Annotated in this window: 14 protein-coding genes; 7 read left to right on the top strand and 7 right to left on the bottom strand. The window is 52.4% G+C overall.

Annotated elements, in window-relative coordinates; translation table 11 throughout:
* Positions 1 to 3 precede the first annotated feature (3 nt).
* A complete protein-coding gene (locus ACAN54_RS15110) occupies positions 4 to 552 on the bottom strand; it encodes a hypothetical protein (protein ID WP_379156442.1) in 549 nt (182 codons plus the stop codon).
* Between the two features lie 114 nt (positions 553 to 666).
* On the opposite strand from ACAN54_RS15110, the gene ACAN54_RS15105 reads away from it, so the two are divergent.
* Entirely contained in the window at positions 667 to 1,581 is a 915-nt protein-coding gene (locus tag ACAN54_RS15105; protein WP_379156439.1) for a phosphatidate cytidylyltransferase, read from the top strand.
* Positions 1,582 to 1,705: 124 nt separating this feature from the next.
* Here ACAN54_RS15105 and ACAN54_RS15100 read toward each other — a convergent pair whose 3' ends face one another.
* From ACAN54_RS15100 to ACAN54_RS15090, 3 genes are read right to left on the bottom strand one after another with little or no spacing between them, the layout of a single operon-like run.
* Complete coding sequence (locus ACAN54_RS15100) at positions 1,706 to 3,871, bottom strand: carbohydrate-binding domain-containing protein (RefSeq protein ID WP_379156436.1); 2,166 nt, start codon at positions 3,869 to 3,871, stop codon at positions 1,706 to 1,708.
* Positions 3,872 to 3,891: 20 nt separating this feature from the next.
* Positions 3,892 to 4,575: a DUF4956 domain-containing protein gene (locus tag ACAN54_RS15095; RefSeq protein WP_379156433.1), complete on the bottom strand. Its 684-nt coding sequence runs from the start codon at positions 4,573 to 4,575 to the stop codon at positions 3,892 to 3,894.
* A complete protein-coding gene (locus ACAN54_RS15090) occupies positions 4,568 to 5,311 on the bottom strand; it encodes a polyphosphate polymerase domain-containing protein (RefSeq protein ID WP_379156430.1) in 744 nt (247 codons plus the stop codon). Before ACAN54_RS15090 ends, ACAN54_RS15095 begins: the two co-directional genes overlap by 8 nt.
* A 279-nt stretch (positions 5,312 to 5,590) precedes the next feature.
* Between ACAN54_RS15090 and ACAN54_RS15085 the strand changes: the two genes are divergently transcribed.
* The 5 genes from ACAN54_RS15085 (at position 5,591) to tlp (ending at position 14,168) form a co-directional block, all read left to right on the top strand.
* Positions 5,591 to 6,268 carry a response regulator transcription factor gene (locus ACAN54_RS15085; protein WP_379156426.1) on the top strand — a complete coding sequence of 226 codons (678 nt, stop codon included), beginning with the start codon at positions 5,591 to 5,593 and terminating at the stop codon, positions 6,266 to 6,268.
* Positions 6,268 to 7,536, top strand: a complete 1,269-nt coding sequence (locus ACAN54_RS15080) for a sensor histidine kinase (RefSeq protein WP_379156422.1) — start codon at positions 6,268 to 6,270, stop codon at positions 7,534 to 7,536. Before ACAN54_RS15085 ends, ACAN54_RS15080 begins: the two co-directional genes overlap by 1 nt.
* A 383-nt stretch (positions 7,537 to 7,919) precedes the next feature.
* Positions 7,920 to 9,152, top strand: a complete 1,233-nt coding sequence (locus tag ACAN54_RS15075) for an MFS transporter (protein ID WP_379156418.1) — start codon at positions 7,920 to 7,922, stop codon at positions 9,150 to 9,152.
* 37 nt (positions 9,153 to 9,189) lie between these two features.
* Entirely contained in the window at positions 9,190 to 13,425 is a 4,236-nt protein-coding gene (locus ACAN54_RS15070) for a sulfite reductase subunit alpha (RefSeq protein ID WP_379156415.1), read from the top strand.
* A gap of 518 nt (positions 13,426 to 13,943) precedes the next feature.
* Positions 13,944 to 14,168, top strand: a complete 225-nt coding sequence (gene tlp / locus ACAN54_RS15065) for a small acid-soluble spore protein Tlp (protein WP_379156412.1) — start codon at positions 13,944 to 13,946, stop codon at positions 14,166 to 14,168.
* A gap of 84 nt (positions 14,169 to 14,252) precedes the next feature.
* Here the strand turns inward: tlp and ACAN54_RS15060 are convergent, their stop codons facing one another.
* Together ACAN54_RS15060 and ACAN54_RS15055 are read right to left on the bottom strand one after the other, a co-directional pair.
* Positions 14,253 to 15,284 carry a zinc-binding alcohol dehydrogenase family protein gene (locus ACAN54_RS15060; protein WP_379156409.1) on the bottom strand — a complete coding sequence of 344 codons (1,032 nt, stop codon included), beginning with the start codon at positions 15,282 to 15,284 and terminating at the stop codon, positions 14,253 to 14,255.
* Between the two features lie 335 nt (positions 15,285 to 15,619).
* Positions 15,620 to 16,006 (bottom strand): MerR family transcriptional regulator, encoded by a 387-nt coding sequence (locus tag ACAN54_RS15055; protein ID WP_379156406.1) that lies wholly within the window; start codon positions 16,004 to 16,006, stop codon positions 15,620 to 15,622.
* A 101-nt stretch (positions 16,007 to 16,107) separates the two neighbouring features.
* Between ACAN54_RS15055 and ACAN54_RS15050 the strand changes: the two genes are divergently transcribed.
* On the top strand, positions 16,108 to 17,007 hold the full coding sequence (locus tag ACAN54_RS15050; protein WP_379156403.1) for an SDR family oxidoreductase: 900 nt from the start codon (positions 16,108 to 16,110) through the stop codon (positions 17,005 to 17,007).
* Positions 17,008 to 17,162: 155 nt separating this feature from the next.
* On the opposite strand, the gene ACAN54_RS15045 is transcribed toward ACAN54_RS15050, so the two are convergent.
* Positions 17,163 to 17,909, bottom strand: a complete 747-nt coding sequence (locus tag ACAN54_RS15045; protein ID WP_379156400.1) for a nucleotidyltransferase family protein — start codon at positions 17,907 to 17,909, stop codon at positions 17,163 to 17,165.
* Positions 17,910 to 17,970: the final 61 nt, after the last annotated feature.

Below are 17,970 nucleotides of genomic sequence, written 5' to 3'. Positions count from 1 at the left end.
TACTCAATTGCCATCCTCCGCGACATACTCGCTCAGCTTTCCTTGATAGATCAGCTTCAGCCGGTCGCTCTGCCGGAAATCATCCGGGGTAACGAGCGCGGGCAGCTTGTTCCACAGCTTGATGCCGGAACGCTCTAGAATCTCTGCAACAAACTGCGAACAGAAATAGGAGTTGCTGAATTCAACGGGCTCCTTGAGGGCGATACCAATGACACCCAGCATGTTATAGAGGTATTTCTGGCGGCTGCGGATAAAGATGTGCAGAACCCGCCGCATTTTCTCAACCTCTCGTCCAGATACCTGCAGCTCGTAGATTACACAGGTGGTGTTCGGATACTTGCTGAACGTACCTGTCCGCAGGTCTTCATGCACAAAACCGCCGTTCAGGGGGTTACTTGGATTCTTCCGCCCGAAGCTGTACAGCTCCGTAAGTTCCCGGTTGAAGGAAATAGAGGCGTGATTGTATGGCGCTTTGGTATAACCTTGAATAAGCTTAGTGAACAGTGTGCCTGTATTCGTAAGCAGGATAAAGACCGAATGATCAGCTTCCATGTGCAGTACGTCCCCTTATCGAGTTCCAAAATATTACATGCAACTTGTACTTTTTTATATATTAACATATGATTCCTTTGTTGGAATCCTATCCTGCGACAAGTTGGTGATGGCTTGAACAGCTCGCTTTTTACATTTGTGCTTATCTTTACAGCTTTATCCGTTATTCATTTGCTCTACATATTGGTAAGCAGGCTGCAGAAGGACAAGGATTACACGGGGATTGGCTTCCGCATCAAAACCTGGTGGGGCATGCTTTTCATCTTTTGCCTGGCTACTTTAATTAATCCTGTCGTGTCCCTTCTGTCTCTGATGGCGCTTGCTTTCTTTGCCCTGAAAGAATATTTCTCTATGATCCGTACCCGAAAAGCAGACCGACGGCTGTTCCTGTGGGCTTACTTGTCCATTCCGCTGCAGTTCTACTGGATCTACATAGAGTGGTATGGCATGTTCATCGTCTTCATCCCGGTATATGTCTTCCTGCTCCTGCCGCTGCCCCGGCTTATCAACAAAGGTACACTTGGATTCCTGCGTAGCGTTAGCGCCACCCAGTGGGGGCTGATGCTCATGGTCTTCGGTCTCAGCCACCTGGCCTACTTCCAATTTGCCACACCGGATTATGGCGCGGGGCTGGTGCTGTTCCTGGTAGTGCTCACGCAACTGAATGATGCCGTACATTATCTGGCTTCAATCTATTTCGGCAAGCGTAAGGTCGTTCCGACCGCCAACCCGAATCTGACCTGGGAAGGCTTCGCCTGCGCATTCGTGGCCACGACAGGGGTATCTTACCTGATCTACCCTTACTTCACACCGCTGACCCCGATCTTCGGACTGTTCTCCGGCGTGCTGATCAGTCTGGCCGGTTTCTTCGGTAGCTTAACAGTATCCGTGCTGAAGCGCGATTTGCTCATCGGCGATGATGACAAATTTGCAGCCCTGCAGAAAAGCTACCTCAGCCGTGTGGACAGCCTGGCCTACACTTCACCGGTGTTCTTTCATGTAATCCGTTACTTTTTTGATTTCATGTAGAGGCAAAGGGCGATGTGTACCGGAGTTCTGCCGGAGTATAGCACACAGGCCTGCACCCAATAACAAGAAAAGCGGCCCTTCTCCATCCACCGGAGAAGGGCCGCTTATTGGTATTAGCTGTTATTTAATTTGTAGCTTCACTCGGGGCGTCTGGCGGGGTGCCGCCTTGAGGTGGAGTACCACCATTGCCGCGGTCAGGTCTGGAACCGCCGCCTCCACCGCCGAATCCGCCGCCTCCGCCAGGGCCACGGCCTGTGTTAGCCGTTGTGACGCCTGATTCGTTAAGCCAGGTTACGCTGCTGGAGATGTCGAACGCTACTACCTGGGTACCTCCGCTATACTCTCCCTCAGTGTACAATCCGTCCACTGCAGTACCTGTCGAGGTGCCACCTGTGGAGAGGGTATACGAACCGCCTTGCTTCAGGTCCGGAGAGCTGACCACGACGGAGCGGAAACTCTTGGAGGGTGCAAAGGTCAGGATGGTGTTGCCGTCACTGTCCTGCAGATGAACCAGCGTGCCTGCCTGCTGATCTGCCGTGAAGCTCATGCTGACCGAGTACTGGCTGGAATCCTCTCCCGGCGCCTGGGCCATACCGGCACTGCCTGCAGCGACCAAGAAGCCGCCGGTCATGTCAAAGGTTCCGTCATAATCCAGCGGGCCGTTGCCGTCATTAGTAGGGCCATTTACAATGGCGGTTCCGCCTGTCATCTTAACAGAACCGTTGGAGTCCAGGCCGTCACCGTTGGCGTCAACGGTTATCGTCCCGCCGCTGATGGTAAGCATGTTGCTGCCTGTGCTGGTGAACTCATCCTGCTGCGCGGTCCCCTGTGCAGCATTAGCGTCATTACCTCCAGATACGTTCACCCCGTCATCAGAAGCGACTACGTGGATATCTCCGCCGGCTACCGTAATATTTCCGCCTTCAATGCCTTCATAGCTCTTCGTGATATCAATGGTTCCGCCAGACAAAGAGGTCAGGCTGTTAGCATGAATACCATCATCTCCTGCAGTAATCTTGAATTCACCTTCCGTGATGGATACATTGCCATTGCTGTGCAGCGCATCATCTGCAGAGTTAATCGTGAAGCTGCCGCCATTCACAGTAAGGTCTCCGCCGGATTTCAACCCTTTGGCGCTTGTAGATTCTGTATCAGCCGCTGTGGTTGCCACTGCTGTAGTCACTGATGCAGTAGTTACGGTTGCGGCATCCGTCGCTACTGCAGCTGTAGTCTTCGCCGGAGTAGCATCGGTTGTAGCTGCTGAGGTTCCGTCTACTGCGCCCTGGTCGCCGAAGGCGCCTTTGCCGCCACCCATCCCCATACCGCCCGGACCTTGCTCAGTCTTCACTTCAGCGTTCTCATATCCTCCATTCGTTACGATGTTGAACGTTCCGCCATCGATAACCTCCGCCGTCTCCGACTGAATGCCATCGTTACTTGCCGTAATATCGAAGGTTCCGGCTGCAATCGCCACGAAACCTTTGGCTGTATCCTCGTCATTGGTGGATTTGATGCCGTCGCCTTCTGCCTTGATGGTAATATTGCCATCCTTCACTGCTACCAGATCCTTGCCTACGATTCCGTCATCTGCTGCCGTAATATTCAGGGTGCCGCTCACTATTTTCAGGTCATCTTTGCTGGAAATGCCGTCCTTGTAGCTGCCGCTAATCGTCAGCTCGCCAGTTCCGTTAATGGTCAGATCGGCTTTGCTGAAAATGGCTGCGCTTGGTTCATCCGCGGTCCCGTCAGCGAACACATAGGTCGCCCCGTCCGAGATGCTGTTCTCCGTACCTTCCTGCAGGGTAATCACAACTTTGCCCGCTTCCTTAATGTAGATAGGAGCACTATCGCTATCCTTCAGATCCACACCGTTCAGCACCAGCCGGACAGTTCCTTTGGCCTGCTCGTCTACAACAATCTGTCCGTCACTTAGTGACCCGGCGAGAATATAGGTTCCCGCTTCGGTGATCGTTACCGATCCATCCTTGGCTGTAGCGCCAGCACCTTCGATCTGTGCTGTCGTCCCTACAAGGGTAATACCGGTTGAAGCCTCTGCCGTCCAGGCTGTAGTGGTATCATCTTCGTCATACTCTACCAGATCTGTTGTCTTTACGTTTGCCAGAGCTACAGCAGCAGTGGTTCCACTCTGTGCACTGGTGGTAACGGCTGTGCCGGCCGCCGCGCTGTTCGTGGCATTGGTCGCTGTTCCTGAATTCGTACTGCATGCCGTCATAAGTGCAGCACTCAGCAGCACCATTCCTATCTTGCTTCCTGTTATGAAATTCTTCATAGTTATCATCCCTTCAATTCCTAATATTCCGTAGTGGTAGGACTCATGGTGAGTGACAGATCCAGATTGCCGTTCCGGGTACGGACCGCATCCAGAAGCTCTTTCTGGCTCGTATGCTCATCAATCGTAACGTCGTAGACCAGCTCGTATAAGCTGCCTAGCTCGGTAGTTCTAATCTTTTTCAGGTCATAACGGACATTGAACTTATCGAACACTTCGGCAAAAGCCTCTTCATATCCCAGGTTCTCAGGAATGGTCACCTTCAGCGTCTTCTGCTGCGACTTTCTTGCGCCAAAGCCCGTGCGGTTCAGGATGAACATCAGCACGCAGAGAATAAGAGTGAACAGTATCGCATAGCCGAAGGAACCAACTCCGCAGGCCAGGCCCGAGGCCATGGTGAACAGAACAAAGGTGATGTCCTTCGGATCGCCAGGCGCGCTGCGGAAGCGGATAATCGAGAAGGCCCCGGCAAGACTGAAGGCGCGGGCTACGTTGCTGCCGATCAGCAGAATGATGATCGCCACAATCACCGGCAGCAGGACCATCGTCAGCGTGAAGCTTTGCGAATATCCCCCCGGATTGGTCTTCATATAGGTGAAGCTGATCAGTCCGCCGAGTACAATGGCTATGAAAATGGTTAAAATGGCCTCCGTGAAGGTTAATTCAGTACTCGTTAATGCAGCGGAGAAAATAGAGTCAAGCATATAAGGCACTCTCCCTTTCGATTTTGCTGTCTTTCAGCATTTTTTTATATTCATTGCCGTATTTGGAGAAGCTGGTGCGGTACATCTGGTGCTCCGAGAGCAGGTTGGCCAGCCAGACCGGAATCGTCTTCTCTGCCTTCACTTCCATCAGCCACTGACCTTGCGGCATCAGGAACTCGCCATGTGTACCATGCTCCAGCTTCAGATCATAGCGGCGGCTGCGGATGCCCGTGTCGAAAGTGATGCGGAGATCCCGGTTATTCTTGCAGAAAAGTGCTTTGCGGTCATAGGACAGATACACCTTGGGCATCAGATCGTACCGGGTTAACATGTACTTGATTTCCTCGATGACCTGCTTGTTCATGTAATCTTTGTACTCCGGCTCCACGCCTGTGGCGACGAAATCGTAGGCTTCCTGAAGCTTAAGCGAGGTTCTTCTTTTGTTGACCAGGCCGAACACCTTTTTCTTAATTTCCAGGTATACCCTGGTATCCTGATTCGGAGTGCCGTAGGCTCTTAACCGGAGCTTTTCCTTGTATTTCGGCTTCGCCAGGCTGCTGCGGATCAGAGTATCATGGGCGGTGTCAAAATAGAGATTCGTAATGGAGTAAAATTCATGCTGCTTGTTATAATCGTCCGGCTCCATATATTCCAGCAGATCATGGTAGAGTCTCAGGTAAGCGGCATGATCGAGCAGATATTTGTTCTCGTACCGGTTGAATACCTCAATCGCCATAGGGGTCAGATCCTTTCGTAGTGGAGTGCTGCATGTGCGTCCCGCTTGCTTATGAATGTATCTTAGTCCCGGAACCTTTAATGAATCTTAAATGACTTTACAGTCTTCTGATCTTTTTACACTCCGTTAATAAATAGACCGCCCGGATTAGATTTCTTCATATATAGGCGTTCATCGTATACTGAAATCCGGTTAAGGTTGGTTAAAGGTACTCTTGCTATACTTGCTATAATGACTTAAGTAATCAGCAAACTTTCAATGCAGAGGATGGGCATACCCATGAGAATATTAATAGCGGAAGACGAAGTGCATCTGGCGGAAGCCTTGACTCAAATATTGAAGAAACAGAACTATTCAGTGGACGCGGTACACGATGGAAGATCGGGACTCGACTATGCACAGAGCGGGATCTATGACCTGCTGCTGCTGGATATTATGATGCCGGAAATGGATGGAATCACCGTGCTGAAGAAGCTCCGCAGCGAGGGTATTTCTACGCCAGTGATCATGCTGACTGCCAAAGGAGAGATTACCGATATGGTGACGGGGCTGGATTACGGGGCCGATGATTATATCGCCAAGCCCTTCTCGTCGGAGGAGCTGATGGCCAGAATCCGGGCAGCGCTACGGCGCAAAGGCGAGGTCATCCCGGATGATGCCCTGAAGCTGGGGGATATCGAGCTGAATACGGCGAACCTGCGCCTCTCTGTGAAGGGCAAGGAGATCAAGCTGAATCTGAAGGAGAATGAGCTGCTGGAGCTGCTGATCCTAAGGAAGCAGGCGGTAACCTCGAAGGAACAGATCATCGAGAAGCTGTGGGGCTTCGACTCTGAGGCCGAGCATAACAATGTGGAGGTATATATTTCTTTTCTGCGGAAAAAACTGACCTTCCTGAACTCAGAGGTACGCATTAATACGATTCGAAACGTCGGTTATGTATTAGAGGTGACCAATTGATGTTCGCCAAACTCAGAAACCGGTTCCTGATCGTCAACTTGACCACCATCTCCGTGATGATGCTGATTGCCTTCGCCTCGATCTATGTAATCACGTACCGGAATGTACAGAACGATATTAATATGGATCTGCACCGGATTGCGGACTACCAGCAGAAAGGTCCCGGCAATGAAGGCCGCTCAGGTTTTGGCGAAGGTGGCATGATACCCAAAAACGACGGGCCTATGGACGACGGCACCCAGCCGCCGGAGCGCTCAATTTCCTTCACAGTGAAGACTGATGCGGAAGGAACCCTGATCAGCAAGGAATCCAAATTCACGATGGATGATGAATTCTATACCGCTGCGCTGCAGAAGGCCCTCAGCATGAACAAGGACATCGGCCGCTTCACCCTGGATGACAGCCGGTGGATCTTTACAGTCAAGCATACGGGGGAGGGTTCAACATTCGTCTTCCTGGACATCACGGCCCAGCAAAAAATCCTCACCAATCTGATCTATACCTTCACTGCCGTTGGCCTGCTGATGCTCATTATCCTCTACTTCACCAGCCGTTTCTTCGCTAACCGCTCGATTGCACCGGTCCGGGAAGCTTTTGACAAGCAGAAGCAGTTCATCGCCGATGCCTCCCATGAGCTCAAGACACCGCTGACAATTATCAATACCAATGCCGATGTGCTGCTGTCCAACAGTGACGATACAATCCGCAATCAGGCGAAGTGGCTGCAATATATCAAATCGGAGACAGAACGGATGACCCGGCTGACCAATGATCTGCTATACCTGACAGAGATGGATGATTCCCGGACAAGGATGATCTACAACAGGTTCAATATGAGCGAAGCGGTAGAGAATATCATTTTGACCATGGAAGCCGTAATTTTCGAGAAACACATCTCTTTCGACTATGACATCGAACCGGACCTGACCGTACAGGGCAACAGCGAACAGCTTATGCAGGTGGTCATGATTCTTCTCGACAACGCCGTGAAATACACCAATCCCAAGGGCTCGGTAGCAGTCACGTTAAAAAAACAGAATACCGATGTGCTGCTGTCCGTCTCGAACACCGGGGAAGGCATTGCCGCCGAACATTTGACCCGCATCTTCGACCGCTTCTACCGTACGGATGCCTCCAGAGCACGCAAGCAAGGAGGATATGGTCTCGGCCTCGCCATCGCCAAGTCCATTGTGGATCAGCATAAGGGGAGAATCTACGCGAAGAGTGTGGTGGGAGAGTCTACAGTGTTCTATGTGCAGCTCTCTTAAAAAACAGTCAAGCCGCCATTTATGTTAGATTATATAACACAAAATCAATAAATCGCTTTCAAAAAGCATAATTATTAGTATTTCGAAATTTATATGTTATTATTATTGACATTTCTAGTGTGACTTATTATATTGACAATATAAGATTTCAACGACACAGCATTGTGTCAACGAAGGAACAACGGTTTCTCCCCACAATGCTGTGGCCGGATGGCTTGTTGTACCAGTATTCTTACCACTACTTATAAAGTCAGTCACGATGACGTGGCTGCAATTGGCAACGGGGCCGATTAACACAATCCGCGAGTTCTGCGGGTTCTGTCAGTCGGCCCTTTTTTGTCGATTCACTTACTTGGGGTTTCACTAAAAGGAGGATGTCAACTATGGAAGCAAAGGGTTTTCGCAAGGCGGGGCATGCCCCGAGTTTGTTCTCAGCTTTTTTGTACTTTGATGTAAGCTTTATGATCTGGGTACTCTGCGGAGCTCTGTCGCTCTACATTACCAAGGACTTCGGACTTTCGGATACCCAAAAAGCGGCCATGGTCGCCATCCCCATCCTCGGCGGATCGATCTTCCGGATTCCAATGGGCATCCTGGCTGACCGCATCGGCAGTAAAAAAGCAGGCCTGCTCGGGATGTTCCTCACCATTATTCCTCTTCTGTGGGGCTGGCTAGGCGGAACCAGCCTGCTGCAGATTCATATGATCGGATTCCTGCTCGGTTTTGCAGGTGCAAGCTTTGCCGTATCACTCTCCCTTGCAAGCCGCTGGTACCCTCCGCAATATCAGGGGCTGGCGATGGGTATTGCCGGCGCAGGGAACAGCGGAACCGCACTGGCTACCTTTTTCGGACCCCAGATCGCCCAGGCTTACGGATGGCATAGTGTGTTCGGGATCGCGCTGATTCCTCTGGTAATCGTTATGATTGTCTTTGCTATATTGGCTAAAGATGCCCCGAATGCCCCTGCGCCCAAACCGCTCAAGAATTACCTTAGCGTCTTCAAGCATGCAGATACCTGGTGGTTCTCCATGTTCTACGCGATTACCTTCGGCGGGTTTGTCGGATTTGCTAACTATGCGAGTATTTTCTTCTACGATGTGTACGGCGACGGCGTACATGCTGGCGGACTGACCAAAATCCAGGTGGGCTACCTGGTCACCATCACAGTCATCGCGGGCAGCTTCTTCCGGCCCTTAGGCGGCTGGATCGCGGACCGGATTGGCGGCATGCGCCTGCTTCTAGTTTTGTACAGTGTCATTTCGGTATGTGCCTTCGCCATTGCGTCTATGCCAAGTTCATTCCTGGTGATGCTGCTCTATACCAGCGTAATGATGGCCTGCCTCGGGATGGGGAACGGCTCGGTCTTTCAGATCATCCCCCAGCGTTTCTCCAGTGAGATCGGTGTCATTACCGGAATTGTCGGTGCTGCCGGAGGTCTTGGCGGATATTTGCTCCCAACGTACATCCTGGGCCCGCTGAAGCAGTCCACAGGCTCACAGGTTACCGGATTTCTGGTGGTCGGCTCTATCGTGCTCCTTACCACCCTTATCTTTTACGCTGTAACCAGATCCTGGAGAAAATCCTGGGCGAAGGCGGAATCCGGGGTTAATTTCTAAGCAGCTTGTACAGAAACCTTCGAGGCGGTGAACTCACATGACAACTGGCAAAGTTAAAAGCGTCTGTCCATACTGCGGGGTTGGCTGCGGGATCGTACTCGAAGTATCGGATAACCGAGTGGTCAAAATCACCGGGGACAAGGAGCATCCGGCCAACTACGGCCGGTTATGCACCAAAGGCAGCACGGCCGCAGCTGCGCTTACGGAATCCGGCCGGATGGAATATGCATATAGCCGCCCGTCCCGGGGAGCCGAACCTATGAAAATGGAGATCAATGCTGCTATCCGCGACACCGCGCAGCGGTTGCGCAGCATTCTGGAGGAGCACGGTCCGGATGCCCTCTCCGTCTATGTATCGGGCCAAATGTCGCTGGAGGCCCAGTACCTGATTAACAAGCTGGCCAAAGGCTTCATCCGGACGCCGAATATCGAGTCCAATTCACGTCTGTGTATGGCAGGCGCCGGCAACGGCTATAAGCTCTCCCTGGGAGCGGATGGGCCTCCGGGATCTTATCAGGATATGGATCAAACAGATTTGTTCTTCGTAATTGGTGCCAATATGGCCGATTGCCATCCGATTCTGTTCCTGCGGATGATGGACCGGGTGAAGAACGGCGCCAAGCTGATTGTCGTGGATCCCCGGCGGACGGCTACTGCGGAGAAGGCAGATCTGTTCATGCAGATCAAACCCGGAACGGATCTTGCCCTGTTGAACGGCCTGCTGCATCTGCTTGTGAAGAACGGACATACAGACCCGGCCTTTATCGCCCGATTCACTTCGGGTTTTGAAAGTATGGAAGCATTCCTGGAAGACTATCCCCCAGATGTCGTCTCCGAAATCACAGGTATTCCGGAAGCGGATATCCGCCAGGCAGCTGAATGGATCGGTGAGGCCCCGGAGTGGCTGTCCTGCTGGACCATGGGTCTCAACCAGAGCATTCACGGCACCTGGCATACGAATGCTATCTGCAATCTGCACCTGGCTACAGGAGCCATCTGCCGTCCTGGCAGCGGCCCCTTCTCCCTCACCGGACAGCCCAATGCCATGGGCGGCCGGGAGATGGGCTACATGGGGCCGGGCTTGCCCGGGCAGCGTTCTCTGCTGTCGGAAGCCGACCGCAGCTTCATAGAGAACCTGTGGGAGATTCCAAAGGGGATGCTTCGAACCGATGCCAGCGGCGGCACCATCTCCATGTTCGAAAGCATGATCGCCGGCCAGATCAAAGCCTGCTGGATTATCTGCACCAATCCGGTGGCTACCGTTCCCAACCGCAAGAAGGTCATCGCCGCCCTGGAAGCGGCGGAGCTGGTCATTACCCAGGACAGCTTCCTGGATACCGAGACCAACCGGTATGCGGACATCCTGCTTCCCGGGGCCTTATGGGCCGAGGGTGAAGGCGTGATGATCAACTCAGAGCGCAATCTGACTCTGATGCAGCAAGCTGTTAAGCCGCCCGGAGAGGCCATGCCGGACTGGCAGCTTATCGCCAGGGTCGCCGCTGAAATGGGCTATGCTGAAGCTTTCTCCTACTCTTCTTCGGAAGAGGTTTATGCAGAAATTCAACAAGCCTGGAATCCGAAGACAGGATACGACCTGCGCGGCGCTACTTATGCACGGTTGCGGGAAACCCCCGTGCAGTGGCCTAGTGCTCCGGATCAGCCCAACGACCGGAATCCGATCCGGTATTTGAACCGCCAAGTCCGCACTGCGGTAAGCGAGCTACCAGAGGACAATGCTCCGGATATCGTGTTCGCGACAGAAAGCGGGAAAGCTGTTTTCTGGGCACGTCCGTATATGCCCCCTGCTGAGATGCCGGACAGCGAGTATCCCTTTGTCCTGAATTCCGGCCGCCTGCAGCACCAATGGCATACGCTCACGAAGACAGGCAAAGTGCCGAAGCTCAACAAATTAAACCCGGGTCCCTTTGTAGAAATCCACCCGGAAGATGCTGCGGTGCTGGGAATTAAAGACCGGGAGCCGGTAGAGCTCCGTTCCCGGCGGGGCCTGGCCATTCTCCCGGCAGTCCTTTCTGACCGTGTGCGCCCAGGCAACTGCTTCGCCCCTTTTCACTGGAATGATGTCTTTGGTTCCCAGTTGGCTGTCAATGACGTCACCAACGATGCCATCGATCCGCTGTCCTTACAGCCCGAGTTGAAATTTTGCTCTGTGTCGCTGGTCAAGGCTGCGGATCAGTCTGCCGGGGATGTGCATGCGCCGGCGATGGACAGCAATCCGACTTCCTCTACAGTCAGCGCTGAGATTGCCCGCCCGAAGGAGGCCGTAACTATGAAGCAGCTCGACACGCTTGCGGGCATGTTTGGCATTGAAGCCCGGACTGCAGTTACTCTGGATAGCCATGAACAGGCTTATCTATCCGGCTTCATCACTAGCCTGCGCACCGATGCCGGGCAATCCGCCGCGGGGATTCCGGTCCTGCCGCCCACTGCGCCGTTTGAGCAGAAGACCCGTTACTTTGTAGACGGTCTTCTGGCGGGGATGTTCTCCCGAACTTCGGTTCCCGGTGCGGATGCTTACTCCAGGCATGAACCTTTTTCAGACCAAGTATCTTCAGAGACTCCCCCGTTCCCGGGCAGCACTATAACAACCAAACTTCCGGTGACCATCCTCTGGGCCTCGCAGACCGGGAATGCCGAAGGTGCGGCCATTGACTGCGCTAGGAAGCTACAGCAAGCCGGTTATGATGTACGGCTCGTCAATATGAATCAATACTCCGTAAGCGAACTGTCTAAGAACCGGTTTGCCCTGTTCATCGCCAGCACCTTTGGAGCCGGAGATCCTCCGGACAATGGAGAAAGCTTCTTCCAATCCCTCAAGGCAGAGAATGCCCCGCAGCTTCAGGATCTCCATTATGCCGTGCTCGCTTTCGGGGACTCCAATTACGATCTCTTTTGCGGCTTCGGGCGGAATCTGGATACCCGTCTCACGGAGCTTGGTGCGCAGCGGTTGCTTGACTGTGCACATTGCGATACAGACTTCCAAGAGCAGGTGGATGCATGGACGAATGACATCTCAGCACTGCTGAGCGGATATACAGGCAGCCTTGAGTCTAGTGTCCCAACCGGAGCAAGCGTGAATCCATCCGATCCGGTCACCGTATCCGTCCCGGTTGCCCCAAGCCAGGAACTACTTGGATATCACCGGAACCACCCGGTACCTTCACGGCTACTGTTCAAGCAGACTCTGAATAAGGCCGGATCCCAAAAAGAAACCCGCCACTACGCCTTCGATCTTACGCCATCCGGATTACAGTTCGAAGCAGGCGATGCTCTGGGGGTATGGCCAGCCAATTGTCCTGATCTGGTCCGCGATCTGCTTCATACGCTGGGCATTGAACCTGCTACTCCTGTACTGGTGAAAGGCAAGGGAGAACTGACGGCGACCGAAGCCCTGCTCCGTCATTTCGAGATTGCGCGGGTCACTCCGGATATGCTCCGGTTCATCCGGGACCGCGCCCGAGATGCCCGGTTAAGCAAGCTGCTCGACAGTGAGAACCCAGCGGATCTCAAGCAATGGCTGTGGGGCCGTCAACTAATCGATGTGCTGCAGGAATTTCCGTTTTCTCTCAGCGCACAGGAACTTTTGGAACAGCTCAAGCCCTTGCAGCCGCGCCTCTATTCGATTTCTTCCAGCCCGAGGGCCAATGCGAAAGAGGTTCATATTACAGTGTCCACCGTTCGCTATGAGAATAACGGTAACGCCCGCAAGGGTGTATGCTCCACATTTCTCGCGGACCTCGCTACAGAGGATACGGAAATTCCGATTTTCATTCAGAAGAATGCCCATTTCCGTCCACCGGCTAATCCGAATGTCCCAATGATTATGGTCGGCCCAGGTACAGGTATTGCTCCGTTCCGAGGCTTCCTGCAAGAGCGCAAAGCGTCCGGGGCCAAGGGCATGAATTGGCTAATCTTCGGGGAACAGCGGGAAGAGAGTGACTTCTATTTCCGCGACGAGCTTGAAGTTCTCCAGAAGGAAGGCTTGCTGCACCGGCTGGATACCGCCTTTTCACGCGATCAGGCTGACAAAATCTATGTACAGCACCGCATCCTTGAGCATGGGGCCGAACTCTGGGCCTGGCTTCAGGAAGGCGCACATTTCTATGTATGCGGAGATGCCCAACAGATGGCTAAGGAAGTAGATGCCGCACTAAAGACAGTGATTCAGCAGCACGGCGGTATGACTGCAGACGAGGCGAATGATTACGTACAAGAAATGTCATTAAGCAAGCGGTATGCGCGGGATGTCTATTAAGCAGACTATGGATCGGCTCAGTCATTTTTTCTTGAGCCACGAGGGCTGTGGCCGGGGCTGAGTACAGTGCTATTACCTTCACCATGCCAAAACGGGTAAGAATGTTAATGTTAGACCAAATAGCGGGAAATCCGCCCTCTAATTCCGAGAGAACCAAGCTTTTGAGGCGAATAGAGGGAAATCCCCCCTTTATTTTTATCCGTTAGCCCGTTTGGTGACACAAAGAGCGATATTAGCGGGAGGATTTCCCTTTATTCCAATCATAGTGAGGAATTCACAGAAAATAGCGGGAGCTTTTCCTCCTATAGTTCCTCCTATAGAACGTGTACTTCATAATGTTAGGCCGATCATTGAATGCTTGATATTCACGCCGGTTCCACAATGATCATTATTCATTCTCAAGTTCATCTTAAACAGTGTTATGTTCCGAGATACAACGATGCATAAAATTGTCCGGCAACGATCAACCTACAGGTTAGCGTCCTTGCGGCGCGCTAATCACAGGAGGCGATCTACGAATGGCAAAGCCGGATAACCGGTCAGACAATGTTGAGCATTTACAGCAGAGCATTCAGCACACCATGCAGAACCTGCATGAAGCTGAAGACTACTTAAACGAATTTTCTTCTGAGATCAGCAGCAAAGAACGTGAACAGATCGAAGCCAAGAACGAACGCCGTAAAGAAAGCATTAAAGGCTTCCGTGAGGAAGTTAAGGACGAAGCCGCGCATTCCGAAGAGTAGTTATAGTTAACGGCACTTCAAGCAAAACGGCGGGTCACCCGGATTATTCCGGGCGGAACCGCCGTTTTGCTTGAAGTAATGTTTCTAAAATCCCTCCAAAACCACTTTGCCAACCGTTCTCCCCGTTTCCAGCATGGCATGTGCTTTGCGCAGATTCTCCGCATTGATCGGTGTGAGCGTCTCACTGGTCGTCGTCCGAATCACCCCTTCGTCGACGAGATGCGCCACCTCATTCAACAGCTTGTGCTGCTCAATCATGTCCGGCGTCTGGTAGGTGGAACGGGTGAACATCAATTCCCAGGCAAACGTAACGCTTTTATTCTTAAGCAAGGTCAAATTTAGTAATTCATCTGTCTCCACGATCGAGCATATCTTACCTTGTGGCGCGATTGCCTCTGCCATGTTCGCCCAGTGCTTCTCGGTGCTGTTCAAGCAGAGTATATAATCCACCTGATCAAATCCTACAGCCTTCAATTGCGGCACGAACGCCTCGAAATGGTTGATGATATGGTCCGCCCCAAGCCCCTTCGCCCAGTTCACGGATTCCGGCCGGGATGCGGTGCCAATGACCGTCAGACCAGAGTACTTCGCCAATTGTATAGCAATCGATCCAACGCCGCCCGCTGCTCCGATAATCAAAAGCGTCTTACCTGCATTGTCTTCCTTGTTCCGGGAGACAGCCAGCCGGTCGTACAAGCTTTCCCAGGCGGTGATTGAGGTTAACGGCAAAGCCGCAGCCTGCGCAAAGTCCAGCGTCGACGGTTTCTTGCCAACAATCCGTTCATCCACCAGATGATACTCGCTGTTCCCACCGGGACGTACAATGCTACCGGCATAGTACACTTCGTCACCAGGACGGAACAAGGTGGATTCCGGACCCACCTGTTCAACCACCCCCGCAACATCCCAGCCCAGCACCTTCGGTACGCTCTCCTCACGGTTTTTGGGTGAACGGACTTTATAGTCTACAGGATTCACGGAGACCGCTTGTACCCTCACCAGCAGATCCCGGCCTTCTGGGCTCGGCTTGTCCAATTCCACGTCGATCAGGCTCTCCGGATTCTCAATGGGCAAATATTTATACAGGCCTACGGCTTTCATGGTTTCCTTAGTCATTATCATTCTCTCCTTTGAATGGGGTTACGTTCTAATGCTTACCCTGGCAGTTTAATGTATACACAACATTTCCGGAAGTACGCACATTATTGTGATCTAGTATCAAAACGTATACTGTATATTCCCGTCTGGGATATCTATTTTATTAAATCTAAAAAAGCAGGTAGAGTTATAGCATGTCGCTGTAATCTGATATAATTTCCAATCTAGCCCATACGTCTGCACTTGGTGACAGCGACGCTGGAATTCCCCGTTCTAAATACAAAAAAAAAGAAAAACCCGAAAGTGGGGTTTTCTTGATACTTCATATGCAGGGACCTGTACCCTTGCCCCCATTATCTGTCCAGTTCCAGCTGTGTGGACTCTAATCTTCTGAAAAAATCGATTTTTTGATCGACTTTTTCTAACCTCAGATCCAGTTCCTTCCTTTGCTCGATAACAGTCTCGCGATAACTTTCTATAAATTCTCTTCTTGCCGTTATGGTTGAGACCCCGCCCTTGTTCATGGCCATTATCTTCTGAATTTCCCGTACAGGCATTCCCATTGCCCGAAAATAATGTAAAGCATTAAACCATACAATATCAGCTTGGGAATACAGGCGATATCCATTACCATCCCGTTCTATCCCGCCAATTAATCCGATTTGTTCATAATACCGCAGGGTGTGGACGCTTAATCCCGTAATTTCAGCAACTTGCTTGCTCGAAAATTTATTCTCCATACTTTTATTGTAGCATGCGTTTTAGCCCTATTGCTATCGAGTGCACTCTATACTTTATCATTTCAATTGCAAGTATTATTTTCATTTAGGAGGAATGCTCTATGCGTGTTTTTGTGACCGGAGCAACGGGTTTTATCGGTTCTGCAGTCGTCCCTGAACTCATCGCCGCAGGGCATCAGGTCGTCGGACTCGCCCGGACCGACAAAGCTGCCACGGCATTATTGGCGGCTGGTGCGGAAGTGCATCACGGCGGACTGGACGACCTTGAGAGTCTTCGCAGCGGCGCCGCCACAGCAGACGGCGTTATTCATCTTGCTTTTAAGCACGACTTCTCGGATTACGCCGGAGCTATCGCCTCCGATCTCCGCGCCGTCGAGACCATCGGAGCAGCCCTTGAAGGCTCCGGCAAGCCGCTTGTCATCACCTCGGGAACATTGATCCTCTCCATGCTGCTCCCGCCAGGCCAGACCGGAACAGAAGAAGCTGCAGCCCGGGCCGAATTGCCCCGGGGCGGTTCCGAGTGCTTGGCTATGGCACTGGCTGAGCGCGGAGTCCGGACTTCAGTAGTCCGTCTCTCGCCATCTGTACATGGAGAGGGTGATAAGGGCTTCGTCCATGCACTGATTGCTATTGCCCGTGACAAGGGGGTCTCTGCCTACATCGGCGACGGAGCGAATTGCTGGCCAGCAGTGCATCGGCTGGATGCGGCGCGGCTCTTCCGGCTCGCGCTGGAAGATGCCCCGGCAGGATCACGCCTGCACGGGGCCGGTGAGGAAGGGGTGCCCTTCCGTGACATCGCCGGCGTCATCGGCCGCCACCTGAACTTGCCCGTGGTCAGTATCCCGCGCGAAGAGGCAGACGCTCACTTTGGATTTCTCGGCGCCCTTGCCGGGCGCGATAATCCAACATCGAGCTTACTTACCCGAGAACGCCTGAACTGGCGGCCGGAACATCCAGGACTGATCACCGATCTTGAGAAAGGCCACTATTTCAACAATTGAATAACTTTCAACTTTCTTAAACAGAGATTTGGATAAAACAGCGGCAGTCTGGGAGCTATCTTTCGCCTCCTGGACTGCCGCTGTTCCTGCTATTAAGACTCACCAAATCCAATATTCCCTAATCTTTCACTCATATTGTTCAGCACGCCTTCTGCCTAGGCTTCACCGTTACTCAGCCTATCCCGCATCTCGGTATACGCTTCCGGGGTGCCGACATCATCAATCGTGCCCTCCGTATAGTAGGCCCGCATCTCCTGGCGGGAGTGCAGCCACTCGGGAAAATAACTCGGCGCATCCGGGTTGCCCCCTTCGGCGAGATAATGGGCGAATAGCGGCAGCGTGGAACGCTTATAGAGATAGAGGGCAAAGACACCAATGTTCGTACGGGGTGATTGCGGCTTTTCTTCCAAAGAAAGAACCCGCCCCTCCGCATCCAGCTCAGCAACGCCAACACTGCGAAGCTCCTGGATATCGTCCACCGTCCGGACCAGAATACAGTCTTTGTCTACCTGATGAAAATAATTCAGATAGCCCTCGAGGCCAAATCCGAGCACATTGTCACCCGCCAGAACCAGCAGGTCCTCTGACAAATGTTCCCGTTCGATGACATACTGGATATCGCCAACCGCTCCTAACCGTCCTTCGGGTAAAGAAGTGCCGTCATTCAGAATACGAATCGGCTTCGTCCCCCTATACTTGAGATGCCACTGCTCAAAAGCACGGAAGAAGCGATCATTCGTTACAATCTGAATCTCCGTGACTTCCTCCAGAACCTCCAGACGATCAATCAACAAATCCAGAATCGTCCGGCTTCCCTGAACCGGCAGCAGCGGCTTCGGCGTATCTTTCGTTAACGGATAGAGACGGGTCGCATACCCCGCAGCCAAGATCAATGCTATCATCCCTGTTCGCTCCCCTGTCCTAGAAATGTCCCTCTACTATATACCACCGGAGACGTCCAGC

The organism is Paenibacillus diazotrophicus (assembly GCF_042610465.1).
This window is presented reverse-complemented; position numbering and strand designations above follow the sequence as displayed.

Coding starts and splice junctions, on each gene's coding strand:
- ACAN54_RS15085 (WP_379156426.1), top strand. CDS start 5,591: ATGAGAATATTAATAGCGGAAGACGAAGTGCATCTGGCGGAAGCCTTG.
- ACAN54_RS15110 (WP_379156442.1), bottom strand. CDS start 552: ATGGAAGCTGATCATTCGGTCTTTATCCTGCTTACGAATACAGGCACA.
- ACAN54_RS15045 (WP_379156400.1), bottom strand. CDS start 17,909: ATGATAGCATTGATCTTGGCTGCGGGGTATGCGACCCGTCTCTATCCG.
- ACAN54_RS15070 (WP_379156415.1), top strand. CDS start 9,190: ATGACAACTGGCAAAGTTAAAAGCGTCTGTCCATACTGCGGGGTTGGC.
- ACAN54_RS15050 (WP_379156403.1), top strand. CDS start 16,108: ATGCGTGTTTTTGTGACCGGAGCAACGGGTTTTATCGGTTCTGCAGTC.
- ACAN54_RS15080 (WP_379156422.1), top strand. CDS start 6,268: ATGTTCGCCAAACTCAGAAACCGGTTCCTGATCGTCAACTTGACCACC.
- ACAN54_RS15055 (WP_379156406.1), bottom strand. CDS start 16,006: ATGGAGAATAAATTTTCGAGCAAGCAAGTTGCTGAAATTACGGGATTA.
- ACAN54_RS15060 (WP_379156409.1), bottom strand. CDS start 15,284: ATGACTAAGGAAACCATGAAAGCCGTAGGCCTGTATAAATATTTGCCC.
- ACAN54_RS15095 (WP_379156433.1), bottom strand. CDS start 4,575: ATGCTTGACTCTATTTTCTCCGCTGCATTAACGAGTACTGAATTAACC.
- ACAN54_RS15075 (WP_379156418.1), top strand. CDS start 7,920: ATGGAAGCAAAGGGTTTTCGCAAGGCGGGGCATGCCCCGAGTTTGTTC.
- ACAN54_RS15090 (WP_379156430.1), bottom strand. CDS start 5,311: ATGGCGATTGAGGTATTCAACCGGTACGAGAACAAATATCTGCTCGAT.
- ACAN54_RS15100 (WP_379156436.1), bottom strand. CDS start 3,871: ATGAAGAATTTCATAACAGGAAGCAAGATAGGAATGGTGCTGCTGAGT.
- tlp (WP_379156412.1), top strand. CDS start 13,944: ATGGCAAAGCCGGATAACCGGTCAGACAATGTTGAGCATTTACAGCAG.